The sequence below is a fragment of the Saccharothrix deserti genome (assembly GCF_009769385.1).
Lineage (GTDB): Bacteria > Actinomycetota > Actinomycetes > Mycobacteriales > Pseudonocardiaceae > Actinosynnema > Actinosynnema deserti.
On sequence record NZ_VKAB01000025.1, the window covers coordinates 191,235 to 202,632 of the forward strand.

Genomic DNA, 11,398 nt, shown 5'->3' on the forward strand with positions numbered 1-11,398 from the left:
GGAGGGGGTGGGGTCGTCCACCGACGCGGGCGAGCGGCTGCGCGTCGCCGACGAGTTCGCGGAACGCGGTCTGCACGGTCCCGCCGTCGAGCTGTGGCGTGACGTGCTGGTGCGGCCGGAGGACGAGAAGGCGTTCGCCGCCGCGTGCAAGTTCGTCGAGTACGGCCGCCGGGACAAGGCCATCGAGTCGCTGCGCGCGGCCCTCGCGTCCTCGCCACCGCACCGCAACCGCTTGCGGGCGTTGCTGGGGTGGGTGGTGGTTGAGCAGTCCCGACGCCGACGCGCAGGAACTGCTCACGCACCTCAGACCGTGAGCACTCAGACCTTGAGCACGAGCTTGCCGAACACGCCGTCGCCCTCCAGCGCGCGGTGGGCGTCGGCGGCCCGTTCGACCGGCAGGACGTCGTGCACGATGGGCTTGACCTGGCCGGACGTGATCATCGGCCACACGTGCTCGCGCACCTCGGCGATGATGCGGCCCTTGCCGTTCGGGCCGTCCACCGGCCGGAAGCGCAGGCCGGTCCCGGTGACGGTGGCCCGCTTCGACAGCAGCTTGCCGATGTTCAGCTCGCCCTTCACACCGCCCTGCATGCCGATGATCACCAGCCGACCGTCCGGCGCGAGGACGTCCACGTTCCGGTTCAGGTAGGCGGCGCCCATGTTGTCCAGCACCACGTCCGCCCGGCCGACCTCGGCCACGAAGTCCTGCTCCCGGTAGTTCACCAGGACGTCCGCGCCCAGTTCGGCGCACCGCTCCAGCCGTTCCGCCGAACCCGCGGTGACGGCGACGCGCGCGCCGAGCGCCTTGGCGACCTGGATGGCGTGCGTGCCGATGCCGCCCGCGCCACCGTGCACGAGGAACGTCTCACCGCTCTTGAGACCCGCCACCATCACCACGTTCGACCACACCGTGCACGCGACCTCGGGCAGCGACGCGGCCGTCACCAGGTCGACGCCCTCGGGCAGCGGCAGGAGTTGCGCGGCCGGGACGACGACCCGCTCCGCGTACCCGCCGCCGGCCAGCAGCGCGCACACCTCGTCACCGACCTGCCAGCCCGTCACGCCCTCGCCGACCGCCGCGACCGTGCCCGAGCACTCCAGGCCCAGCACGTCGGACGTGCCCTTCGGCGGCGGGTAGTGGCCCTGCCGTTGGAGCAGGTCGGCCCGGTTCACCGCGGTCGCGGCCACGTCGAGCAGGACCTCGCCCGGTCCGGGGTCGGGATCCCGAACTTCCGCCCACGTCAACACGTCCGGTCCGCCGGGTTCACGAATGGTGATCGCGCGCATGGACCCGACGGTAATCCGGTCGCCCGGGAGACGTGCGATCGCCACCATCAACGGGCATGGACCACTGGCCGTTCCGAAACCTGGTGCTCCGCACCCCGCGCCTCGAACTGCGCCCCGACGACGACGAGGGCCTGGTCGAACTGGCGGACGTGACGCTGGACGGCATCCACCCGCCGGACTGGATGCCGTTCGGCGTGGAGTGGACCGACGCGCCGCGCGACAAGCTCGGCATCAACACGTTCCAGCACTACTGGCGGGTGCGCGCGTCCCTGACGCCGGAGCGGTGGACGTTGAACTTCCTGGTGCGCCTGGACGGTCGCGTGATCGGCACGCAGGGCCTCGGCGCGGACGACTTCCCGATCCTCCGCGAGGTCACCAGCGGGTCGTGGCTCGGGCTGCGGTACCAGGGGCAGGGGATCGGCACGGAGATGCGGGCGGCGGTGCTGATGTTCGCGTTCGACCACCTCGGCGCGGTGGCGGCGCGGTCGAGCGCGTTCAACGACAACGCCGCGTCGCACGGGGTGAGCCGCCGGCTCGGCTACCGGCCCGACGGCACGTTCCGGCAGGTCCGCCGGGGTGTGGCGGCCGAGCAGACCCGGCTGGTGGTGACGCCGGAGACGTTCCGCCGGCCCGACTGGGCGTTGACGGTGAACGGCGTGACACCGTGCCTTCCGCTGCTCACCGGCCGAGAACCCACCGACTGACGGATTGCGCACGGCCGCACGAATTGTGGGGGTTCGGCATCCGAGTGAATGGGGAACTCGACCATGTCAGGTAGACGGGGGATCCGACGCGCGGCGGTCCTCGCGTCCGCATCCCTCTTACTGGTCGCCGTGCCGGGCGTAAACGTCGCCTCCGCGGTGGAGTTCGACGGCCCGAAGCTGGCCAGGAACCTCACCAAAGCCGTCACCCTCGAAGGGGTCAACCGCCACCTGATCGCGTTGCAGCGCATCGCCGACCGCAACGGCGGCAACCGGGCGCGGGTACGACCGGTTACGACGCCAGCGTGGAGTACGTGGCGGGCAAGCTGCGCGGCGCCGGGTTCGACGTGACGACGCCGGAGTTCACCTACCCCGTGCAGATCACCGACGCCGCGATCGCCGAGGTCGGCGCCACGACGTACGAGAACATCCCGCTGGAGCTGTCGCCGCAGACGCCGGTCGGCGGCGTCACCGGCCCGCTGCGCGTCGTCCCCGAGGACGCCACGCCGGGCTGCGAGGCGACCGACTTCGCCGGGCAGGACTTCACCGGCGCGGTGGCCCTGATCCGCCGCGGCGCCTGCACGTTCGACGTCAAGCACCGCAACGCGGCCGCCGCGGGCGCCATCGCGGTGATCATCTCGAACAACCGCGAGGGCAAGCTGTCGGGCGTCACCCTGGGCACGCCCGGCGTCGTGCCCACCGGCGGCGTCACCCAGGCCGACGGCAACGCGCTGGCCCTGCTCGGCGGGCAGGCGGCGACCGTCGACCTGTGCTACCACGACGAAGACCGCATCTCGCGCAACGTGATCGCGCAGACCAAGACCGGTCGCAAGGACAACGTCGTGATGGCGGGCGCGCACCTCGACAGCGTCGAGAACGGTGCCGGCATCAACGACAACGGCACCGGTTCGGCGGGCCTGCTGGAGACGGCGTTGAAGCTCGGCGGTTCGCCGAAGGTCAACAACGCGGTGCGGTTCGGCTGGTGGGGTGCCGAAGAGCTGGGGTTGGTCGGGTCGACGAAGTACGTGCAGTCGTTGACGTTCGAGCAGCAGTTGGACATCGCGCTGTACCTGAACTTCGACATGATCGGCTCCCCGAACGCCGGGTACTTCGTGTACGACGGCGACGACTCCGACGGCGTCGGTGCGGGCTCCGGGCCGTACGGTTCCGCGCAGATCGAGAAGGCGTTCGTGGACTACCTGACGGTCGAGAAGGCCGTGCAGGTCGAGGGCACCGACTTCACCGGCCGTTCGGACTACGGCGAGTTCATCGCCCAGGGCATCCCCGCCGGCGGCCTGTTCACCGGTGCCGAGGTCCTCAAGACCGAGGCCCAGGTGGCGAAGTGGGGCGGCACCGCGGGCGTCGCCTACGACCCCCACTACCACGGCGCCGGTGACAACCTCGGCAACCTGGACCGCACGGCCCTGGACCGCAACGCCGACGCGGTCGCGTGGGTGACCGCGTCGTACGCGGTCAGCACGGAAACCGTCAACGGCGTGCCGGCTCGTGCCCAGCGCGCCGAGGTGCGTGCGGCGGCGGCACGTTCCGCGCACGTCGAGGAACACCACTCGCACGCCGAAGCGGCGTAAGCGCGGGTTCCCATCGGGGCCGGTCTCCTCGGCCAGGAGACCGGCCCCTCGCGCTTTCAGTCAGTTCTAGCCGTGAACGGGCGGTGGGGTCACGGTGACGAACCGGGCAACGCCGTCGCCGGCCGCGATGTGCCAGTGGAGGTGCTTGTTGTGCTGTTCGCTGCCCAGGGTCGTGAGCACTTGGCAGCCCCCATGTCGCACGACGGCTTGGCGGCCCGATTCCTGAAGGACGGTGAGCATCTCGACGGCCAATTCCGGCGCCAGCTCCAACAGGGATGACACGTGCAGCTTCGGGACGACGATGATGTGCTCCCGGCTGAACCCCGGCCGAGGTGGTCGAAAGGCCAGGACCGTCGCCGTCTCCACGAGTACGTCCACCGCGACCTTGCCGGGGATCACTTCATCGCAGTACCAGTCCTGGCGCACTCATCCACCGTAGCCACTTGATCACGGCGGTCGAAAAGGCGACGAGCCCCAGGCGTGCTGGAGGCAGCTGCCCCGGAAGCGTGTGCACTGGAAGTGCCGTACGCGCCCAGCCTGCGCCCTGCGAACTACCTCCGACCCGCCTTTCGGCAGTTCAGAGGCCCAAGCGGAAGCGGAGGGATTTGAACCCCCGGACGGTTGCCCGTCTCCCGCTTTCAAGGTATCGGCGATACCGTTCGTGCCGGTGCACCAACGTCTCCGCCGCAGGTCAGGCAACATGACCGGACCGGCCTGAACGGCAGTGAACGACGGCTGAACCGGCGTGAATGAGACGGCGTTTGAGACTAGTTCAGTCCTCTTTGGACCAACTGAGGTTTCGATCGGACGCACAGAGTCGGTGTGAACGAGCGGTTGGTACAAACTTTCGCGTGGACGTGCGCCTCCTCGGCGAGGTGCGCGGCGAACCGCTCCACCCAGGCCGCCGGCCGCGCTTCCCGTCCGACGGTCACACGCCCCCTTGGCTTCGGTCGACACTGAGGCCAAGGGGGCGCAACTCGATCTCTGGGGCGGAGTGGGCCGCCTGGACGGCCTGCTCAGCAGGTGACCTTCGGGTTCTCCTGCGCGAACAGCCCGTTCGCGTTGTACTTCCACACCCAGGCGTGCAGCTCGTAGTGCTTCGGCATGCCGGGCCCGTGGCCCTCCATCGGCCCGACGAACGGCACTCCGAACAGCGACGGGCGGTCGTTGTCGGTGCGCAGGTCCTGGTCGGCGTCGGACCACAGGTACTCGACGCCGGTCAGGCGCAGGCCTCCGCGGGCCGTCCGTTCGTACAGCAGCACCTCCGGCTTGCGGAGGTCGAGGCGGCTCTCACCCGGTGGTTCGAAGAGAGCGGGGTTGACCCAGTGATAGCCCATTCCCGGTACGCATTCGTTCGTCGGGAGGTAGCCCGCCGCGACCGCCTCGTGCACGCTGTGGAAGCGTGCGGTCGCCTCCTGCACGGCGATGAGATCGCTGAAGGGACTGGGCTGCGCGTTCGCGGGCGCGGCGGACATGCCCATCACCGCGAGTAGTGCGGCCATCAGTCCCACTGTTCGTCTCATGTTCTCCCCTTCCGCAGGGGTACGTCGGATCCCTTGGAAGGCGCGCGCCACCACCAGTGTCGATGACAGGGCGGAGCCGCGTTAACCTGAACGGTGTAGCCCGATCGGGTGAATCGGATGCGGCGGAGGCCCGCCAGGACACGTTCCATCAGCCCGAGCTCGGGGGCTTCGCCGTTGCGGAGCCGGTGTGGTGGACGTCGGTCCACAGGCCCATCTCCAGGGCGTCCAGGGCCAGGTCGGTGCGCAGGCCGGTGGAGACCTGCCAACCGACCACGCGGTATTTGCACGGCCGTTCGGGGCGGCCCGTCGGAGTCCTTTTCGCAGGTCGCGAGGCGCGGTTGAACCAGCCCGAACGGACCTGTTCTGCTGCGCCGGAGGCGCGTCCGCCGGTTACCACGCCGCCGGGTTCGACGTGACCGGCGTCGACATCGAGCCCCAACCCCACTACCCGTTCCCGTTCATCCAAGCCGACGCCCTCACCGTCGACCTGACCGGCTACGACGTGATCGCGGCATCCCCGCCCTGTCAGCGCTGGTCGCAGGCCACGCCGGAGGACCGCCGCGACGACTACCCCGACCTGGTGGAACCGATCCGGCAGCGACTCCGCGACGCGGTGACCAACGGGGACATCTTGGGCTATGTCATCGAGAACGTCCCCGGCGCACCACTGATCGACCCCATCACCATCTGCGGCGACACGCTGCGGCTGGGCGTGCGCCGACACCGGCTCTTCGAGTCCAACCTCACCCTGTACGGCACCCCGTGCCACCACGACCGCGACGCACCGGCCGTGCCGGTCTACGGCTCCTACGGCCAGCGCGGGAGACGAAACCCAGCCGGCGGGGAACGTCACCCGACGCACACCAGGCTGCGGGGGAAGCGTCACGAAACCCCGTCGACGGGGAAGCGTCACGCGGCACCCCGACCGCGGTCGCCCGCGCGGCCATGGGGATCGACTGGATGCCTTGGCCGAACCTGACCCAGGCCATCCCGCCCATCTACACCGCCTGGATCGGCGTACAGCTCATCGGCCACGCGCGCCACCTCGCCAAGCCCGTGACGGAAGCGCCCAGGGCGCAAACGTCACGCCGCCACGCCACGCCGATGACGGAAGCCACCGGCGCCGGTGGAAAGCGTCACTGCCGATGCTGCGTCGCACTCATCCGCCCGGTCACCGGCCGGTGGCCGCGCCACTGCTCCCAGGCCTGCCGACAAGCCGCCTACCGCGAACGCACGAAGGGGAACGCCGCATGACCACGACGAACGGTGCCGAGCTGCTGGACGAACTGCACGCCGCGCTCACCCGCTACCTAGTCATGCCGTCGCCGGAGGCAGCCGACGCGGTCGTGCTGTGGATCGCCGCCACCCACGCGCAACCGGCCTGGGCACACGCGCCCCGGCTGGTCATCCGGGGACCGGAGAAGCGGTGCGGCAAGTCCCGACTGCTGGACGTGGTCGAAGCCACCTGTCACGAACCGTTCATCACGGTCAACTCGTCGCCCGCCGCCGTCTACCGGTCGATCAGTGAGGACCCGCCCACCATGCTGGTGGATGAGGCGGACACCATCTTCGGCCCCAACGCCAACGGCAACGAAGACCTTCGCGGGCTGCTCAACGCCGGACACCAGCGCAACCGTCCGGCCAAGCGCTACGACGCCAACACCAACCGCGTGGAGTCGATCCCCACCTTCGCCATGGCCGCACTCGCCGGAATCGGCGCGATGCCCGACACCATCGAAGACCGCGCCGTCGTCGTGCGGATGCGCCGCCGCGCCCCCGGCGAACGCGCCGACCCCTACCGGCACCGACGCGACCGGCCCGGCCTGCGCCGCATTGCCGACCGGCTGAACACCTGGCTACGGGCCGATCTGGACACGCTCGAAAACCTGGAACCCGCCATGCCGGTGGAAGACCGTGCCGCCGACACCTGGGAACCCCTGGTGGCCGTAGCCGAACATGCCGGGGGGACCTGGCCCAACCGTGCCCGTGCGGCTGTCCTGGCGCTCACCGGCGAAGCCGCCAGCAGCGACCAGGGCTCCATCCGAATCCGACTGCTCATGGACTGCCGCGCCATCTTCGGCAACCACACCGCCATCCCCTCCGCCGTCCTAATGGACCAGCTCAAAGCCGACCCTGAAGCACCCTGGACCACTCTCGGCAAGACCGGCATCACCGCCGCGAAACTCGCCGGAATGCTCCGGGAATTCGACATCACGTCGGCCAACATCCGATTCCCCGACGGCACCCAATCCAAGGGCTACCAACGGGCTCACTTCGAAGACGCCTGGGCGCGCTACTGCCCACCCCCCGAGCAGGAGACGTCCCAACCGTCCCAGCCCTGGTCAGAGCGGGACGGCACGAACCCTTGGGACGGCACGAACCGTCCCGCCAAAACCAGCCGTCCCGCTCTGACCAGCATCGGGACGGCTGGGACGGCTGGGACGCCTACCCCCCTCATCCGCGTCACCGGAGGTGCAGCATGACCGCGAAGAACACCGCAGCCATCCTCGCGTTGGTGGCGCAGTTGACGACCCAATTGACGACGCTCATCACCGACGACCAGACGGAATCGCAGGACGTCTCGGGCGTCGCGCCGAAGTCCGTTCCATCCCGGTCGAACCGTGTGCTTCTCACGACCGAGGAGGCAGCGGAAAGGCTCGGAGTCGGCCGCACGACCATGTATCGCCTCATTGGTACCGGAGAGGTCGAGTCGGTGCAGATCGGTCGCCTGCGGCGTATCCACGTCGCGGCGGTGGATGCCTACGCGCGGAAGCTCTTGCAGAACCCGGACGCAGCTTAAGGAGGGCGCGGCATGGCTCGCACGAAAAAGACGCGCCAACCGAACGGCACGTCGAGCGTCTACTACGGCAAAGACGGCTACTGGCACGGCCGCGTCACGGTCGGTACGAAAGACGACGGAACGCCCGACCGGCGTCACGTCATGCGCAAAGACGAGGGAGAAGTTCGCGACAAGGTCCGCGAACTGGAGAACCAGCGGGACAACGGCGAAATTCGCAAAGCCGGTGCGAAGCGTTGGCGAGTGCGCGAGTGGCTGACCCACTGGGTGGAGAACATCGCCGCGCCGAGCGTGCGCTACAAGACGCTTGAGGGCTACCGGACGGCGGTCTACAAGCACGTGATCCCCGCGTTGGGTCAGCGGTGGATGGACCAGACGGAAGCGGAGCACTTCGAGAAGCTGTACGCGAAAATGCTGCGCAGTGGTGACTTCAAGCCGGGAACGGTGCACCAGGTGCACCGCACGGCACGGACCGCGTGGCGAGAGGCACGAAAGCGGAAGGCCATCAGGGAAAACCCCTTCGATCTCGTGAAGGCACCACGGCTCGATGAGGACGAAATCGAGCCGTTCGAGCCCGAGGAAGTCCAAGCCCTCATGACGGCAGCGCTCACCAGGCGCAACGGGGTGCGGTTCATCCTGGCGCTGGCACTCGGTACAAGAAAAGGGGAGTCGCTCGGGTTCCGCTGGTCGCGGCTCAACACCACCACCAAAGTTCTACGGGTCAGCAAGCAACGTCAACGGCAAACGTACGAACACGGCTGTACTGATCCGGCAGCCTGCATCGCCCCCCCGCCACAAGACGAAGCCGTGCCCAGTCACGTGTAAGAAGCACAAGAAGTGTCCACCGCCCTGCCCGGTTGGCTGTGTGAAGCACGCCAGGTATTGCCCGGAGCGCATCGGCGGGATCCTGGAAGTCGACGTGAAGTCGAGCAAAGGACGGCGCGGAATCCGACTGCCCGATCAGCTCTTCGAGCTGCTAGTGAGCCACAAGGAGACACAAGACAAGGAGCGGGAAGCGGCGGGGGACCTGTGGCAAGGAGGTGACTGGATGTTCACCCAGTCCAACGGCAAAGCACTCGAATCCTCGGGCAGACCACGATGAATGGAAGCGGCTACTCGCGGACGCTGGCGTCAGGGATGCTCGACTACACGACGCACGGCACACCGCCGCAACTGTCCTGCTGCTGCTCGGCGTACCTCAGCGGGCGGTGATGGACTTCATGGGCTGGTCGAACACCAAGGTCGCGGAGCGGTACATGCACGTCACTGCGGCCATGCGGGACGACATCGCCAACCGGCTGAGTGGGTTCCTGTGGACCCGCGAATGAGACTGTGAATGAGACTGGACGGGACAGGGGCGGCTCACCGACTGGTGAGCCGCCCCTGTTTTTGCTGGTCAGACTGCGGAAGCGGAGGGATTTGAGCCCCCGGATGGTTGCCCGTCTCCCGCTTTCAAGGCCGCATCCGCCCGTTCAACGCCGTCCGTTTCAAGCCGTTCCCGCAGCTCACAGACTCGCGGCCGTCCGTACCCGTCCGCCCCGGTTCGCCTTGGTTGCTACACCGGTAGCTACACCTGTGTGGTGGGGGCCTGTCCGTCCTCGACTGCTCGCTGCTCGGCGGCCAAGGCGTGCTCTACCCACTCAAGGAACGCGGGAAGCCGACTGTCGGCGCTGAAGCAGTCCCGCTCGGTGCCCACGATCTCGTACTGAAGATGCGGCCACTCCAGCCGCAAGACGTTGTAGTGGGCCTGCCCCACCCGCTCATCGGGGTGTCGGCGCACGTACTCGTCCACCAGGCCGAGGTACCGGCTGATCAAATCCATGACACCCCCTCGCCCTGAACGCTAGCCGCTCCACCTCCGTTGGCCGCTGGCGCGGAGCGTCGGCGGGCGTCGATCGCCGTGCCCAGCCCGGCCAACTGTGGGACCACGCGATCGTCACGGCCCAGAGCGGCCGGAAGCAGCTCGACCATCCGACGTGCCACCACCAGCGCGCCGCCTCCCGACCACGTGCACCGACTCCGCGCGCGGCCGACGGGCGGAGCGGAGCGGGAGCCCGGCGCGCCGCGATGCGGGGAGTCGGTGCCAACGTGAGCTGCCCCGAACCGCGCGCCGCCGCAGGCGGCGCGCCTTGATCCCATAGAGCCGAATTCGGCAGAACATCGTCTGGATGGCGCGGCGCAGTCTATATCTAATGCCACTCCCATATGCCAGGATGGTAAAGACCGTCGCATTCTGTCTCGGTGAAACCGAGATGTCTCATCAGAGTAAACCGCAGAAGAATATCGACCTGTCGGGTGGTGTGAGACAGGTGGCTCCAGTCCATGCTTTCGAGTGACTTTGAGTGGGCAACGGTATTCCGATAATCTGCTACCGACCTCGACCAGTCTTCCAGGTCCTGATCGATGAACCGGTGCCTCACCGGACCGATGAAGTCCAAAAGCTCTCGAATCCTCTGTCGGTATTTCGGCGTGTGCGAGTATGCAAGACTCGCCCGTAGCCACTCTACGTGCTCGAGAGGCGCGCTTTTCAGGATCTTGTCCACTTTTTTGTGATGCTCAGGCGACTTCTTTGATGATTGAGGGAAACTTTTTTGATGCATTGGCTCGAGTGAGGATGCCAAATTGAAGAATTTTGCTGTGAGGTGGCTTTGTTGTGCGGCATTGAATAGCAAGTCGCATACTGTGGGGAACGTCTGAAAGACCGTGAACCACCGAGGGACGATCTCCGCAAATGGCCGTGTCTCTATGGTGAAAGCCATGCGGTGGTGATTGGTCAGGCGCTCGAGTTTAGGTGTGGCTTCTTCGGGCAACCTAAGTTCAAGGGGGTGAAAGGCGGGAGGAGTTGCTGCGGTTGGTGTGGCAAGCCCTAGATGAGTTTGCACAACACGTGGGACTGGTCCTAATGCAAGTGCCAGAAAGTACCGCAGAGGGTCTATATAAGAGCGTGAGATCTGCTCGAGCGTGATGGGCGAAGCGAAAGAAACCTGGAATGTGTCGTGATGGCTCACATGTACTGAGTCGGAGTTGTATGAACGAGAGTATCTACTGTCAAGTCGGACTTCGGCATTCGGTAGCTCAGCTCGTACTTCTTCGGGATGCCCGTAAGAAATAGTCATCCTACGCCCTCCGGGCGGGCTATCGAGCTCGAATGGGCGTCGACGGGCCCATGTCGAGGTCTGTGTCAACTCCATGGAGATCGAAGAAAATAGAGGCTCGGCATCCTCAATGTGAGAACCGATGATCATATGTGATGCCGTGAAGACTGTTTTTCCTTGACTGTTATGCTCAATGAGGAACAGGTTGAAGATGTTTACTCGTGTTCCCGCGCAGATTCCGATGGCGTAAGGGGTTGGTTCGAATATCAAATCGCTGACGCTAGCCCGCTGCTTTCACGGTGTTTCGGCGCGAAAGGGTGTCGATCACGGAGAAAGGTGCTCTGAGCTGCAAGGATATGACTTGTCGAGGGTCATGTCCGAACCAGTTCAGGAGCACCTTTCTGGT

The 11,398-nt window shown here is 66.8% G+C and carries 12 protein-coding genes, 1 tRNA gene and 1 pseudogene; 7 read left to right on the plus strand and 7 right to left on the minus strand.

Translation table 11 applies throughout. The features are described from left to right. Positions 1-318: 318 nt before the first annotated feature. A complete protein-coding gene (locus FM051_RS34195) occupies positions 319-1,287 on the minus strand; it encodes an NAD(P)H-quinone oxidoreductase (protein ID WP_158850715.1) in 969 nt (322 codons plus the stop codon). Positions 1,288-1,343: 56 nt separating this feature from the next. Here FM051_RS34195 and FM051_RS34200 point away from each other — a divergent pair, with 56 nt between their 5' ends. Both FM051_RS34200 and FM051_RS34205 read left to right on the plus strand, forming a co-directional pair. Further along, positions 1,344-1,991 carry a GNAT family N-acetyltransferase gene (locus FM051_RS34200; RefSeq protein ID WP_158850717.1) on the plus strand — a complete coding sequence of 216 codons (648 nt, stop codon included), beginning with the start codon at positions 1,344-1,346 and terminating at the stop codon, positions 1,989-1,991. Between the two features lie 63 nt (positions 1,992-2,054). Continuing rightward, positions 2,055-3,577, plus strand: a pseudogene (locus tag FM051_RS34205) (M28 family metallopeptidase). Between the two features lie 66 nt (positions 3,578-3,643). Here FM051_RS34205 and FM051_RS34210 read toward each other — a convergent pair. From FM051_RS34210 to FM051_RS53360, 4 genes are all read right to left on the minus strand, one after another. Beyond that, on the minus strand, positions 3,644-4,003 hold the full coding sequence (locus FM051_RS34210) for an HIT family protein (protein ID WP_158850719.1): 360 nt from the start codon (positions 4,001-4,003) through the stop codon (positions 3,644-3,646). A 164-nt stretch (positions 4,004-4,167) separates the two neighbouring features. After that, positions 4,168-4,260: transfer RNA gene (locus FM051_RS34215), tRNA-Ser, on the minus strand. A 333-nt stretch (positions 4,261-4,593) separates the two neighbouring features. Then, the gene (locus FM051_RS34220) at positions 4,594-5,079 is read right to left on the minus strand and encodes a hypothetical protein (protein WP_158850721.1); all 486 of its coding nucleotides are present in this window, start codon (positions 5,077-5,079) and stop codon (positions 4,594-4,596) included. A 169-nt stretch (positions 5,080-5,248) separates the two neighbouring features. Further along, complete coding sequence (locus FM051_RS53360) at positions 5,249-5,374, minus strand: hypothetical protein (RefSeq protein ID WP_274383822.1); 126 nt, start codon at positions 5,372-5,374, stop codon at positions 5,249-5,251. A gap of 138 nt (positions 5,375-5,512) precedes the next feature. Here FM051_RS53360 and FM051_RS34225 point away from each other — a divergent pair, with 138 nt between their 5' ends. The 5 genes from FM051_RS34225 to FM051_RS52250 all read left to right on the plus strand — a co-directional run bounded on the left by FM051_RS34225 (position 5,513) and on the right by FM051_RS52250 (position 9,225). After that, complete coding sequence (locus FM051_RS34225) at positions 5,513-6,079, plus strand: DNA cytosine methyltransferase (RefSeq protein WP_158850723.1); 567 nt, start codon at positions 5,513-5,515, stop codon at positions 6,077-6,079. Positions 6,080-6,350: 271 nt separating this feature from the next. Next, complete coding sequence (locus FM051_RS34230) at positions 6,351-7,583, plus strand: DUF3631 domain-containing protein (protein ID WP_158850725.1); 1,233 nt, start codon at positions 6,351-6,353, stop codon at positions 7,581-7,583. Further along, a complete protein-coding gene (locus tag FM051_RS54120) occupies positions 7,580-7,900 on the plus strand; it encodes a helix-turn-helix domain-containing protein (RefSeq protein WP_158850727.1) in 321 nt (106 codons plus the stop codon). The genes FM051_RS34230 and FM051_RS54120 overlap by 4 nt, the downstream gene beginning before the upstream one ends. Before the next feature lie 12 nt (positions 7,901-7,912). Then, positions 7,913-8,722, plus strand: coding sequence for a site-specific integrase (locus tag FM051_RS52245; RefSeq protein WP_238412850.1), 810 nt, complete (start codon positions 7,913-7,915; stop codon positions 8,720-8,722). Between the two features lie 215 nt (positions 8,723-8,937). Beyond that, positions 8,938-9,225 carry a tyrosine-type recombinase/integrase gene (locus tag FM051_RS52250; RefSeq protein ID WP_238412851.1) on the plus strand — a complete coding sequence of 96 codons (288 nt, stop codon included), beginning with the start codon at positions 8,938-8,940 and terminating at the stop codon, positions 9,223-9,225. A gap of 239 nt (positions 9,226-9,464) precedes the next feature. On the opposite strand, the gene FM051_RS34245 is transcribed toward FM051_RS52250, so the two are convergent. Together FM051_RS34245 and FM051_RS54125 are read right to left on the minus strand one after the other, a co-directional pair. Beyond that, positions 9,465-9,719 carry a hypothetical protein gene (locus FM051_RS34245; protein WP_158850729.1) on the minus strand — a complete coding sequence of 85 codons (255 nt, stop codon included), beginning with the start codon at positions 9,717-9,719 and terminating at the stop codon, positions 9,465-9,467. A gap of 367 nt (positions 9,720-10,086) precedes the next feature. After that, positions 10,087-11,262 carry a HEPN domain-containing protein gene (locus tag FM051_RS54125; RefSeq protein ID WP_420803646.1) on the minus strand — a complete coding sequence of 392 codons (1,176 nt, stop codon included), beginning with the start codon at positions 11,260-11,262 and terminating at the stop codon, positions 10,087-10,089. Positions 11,263-11,398 lie beyond the last annotated feature (136 nt).

What these genes read in the sequence shown, in the direction of transcription:
- FM051_RS54120 (WP_158850727.1), top strand. Translation starts at nt 7,580, where the DNA reads ATGACCGCGAAGAACACCGCAGCCATCCTCGCGTTGGTGGCGCAGTTG.
- FM051_RS52245 (WP_238412850.1), top strand. Translation starts at nt 7,913, where the DNA reads ATGGCTCGCACGAAAAAGACGCGCCAACCGAACGGCACGTCGAGCGTC.
- FM051_RS34230 (WP_158850725.1), top strand. Translation starts at nt 6,351, where the DNA reads ATGACCACGACGAACGGTGCCGAGCTGCTGGACGAACTGCACGCCGCG.
- FM051_RS34220 (WP_158850721.1), bottom strand. Translation starts at nt 5,079, where the DNA reads ATGGCCGCACTACTCGCGGTGATGGGCATGTCCGCCGCGCCCGCGAAC.
- FM051_RS34245 (WP_158850729.1), bottom strand. Translation starts at nt 9,719, where the DNA reads ATGGATTTGATCAGCCGGTACCTCGGCCTGGTGGACGAGTACGTGCGC.
- FM051_RS34200 (WP_158850717.1), top strand. Translation starts at nt 1,344, where the DNA reads ATGGACCACTGGCCGTTCCGAAACCTGGTGCTCCGCACCCCGCGCCTC.
- FM051_RS34195 (WP_158850715.1), bottom strand. Translation starts at nt 1,287, where the DNA reads ATGCGCGCGATCACCATTCGTGAACCCGGCGGACCGGACGTGTTGACG.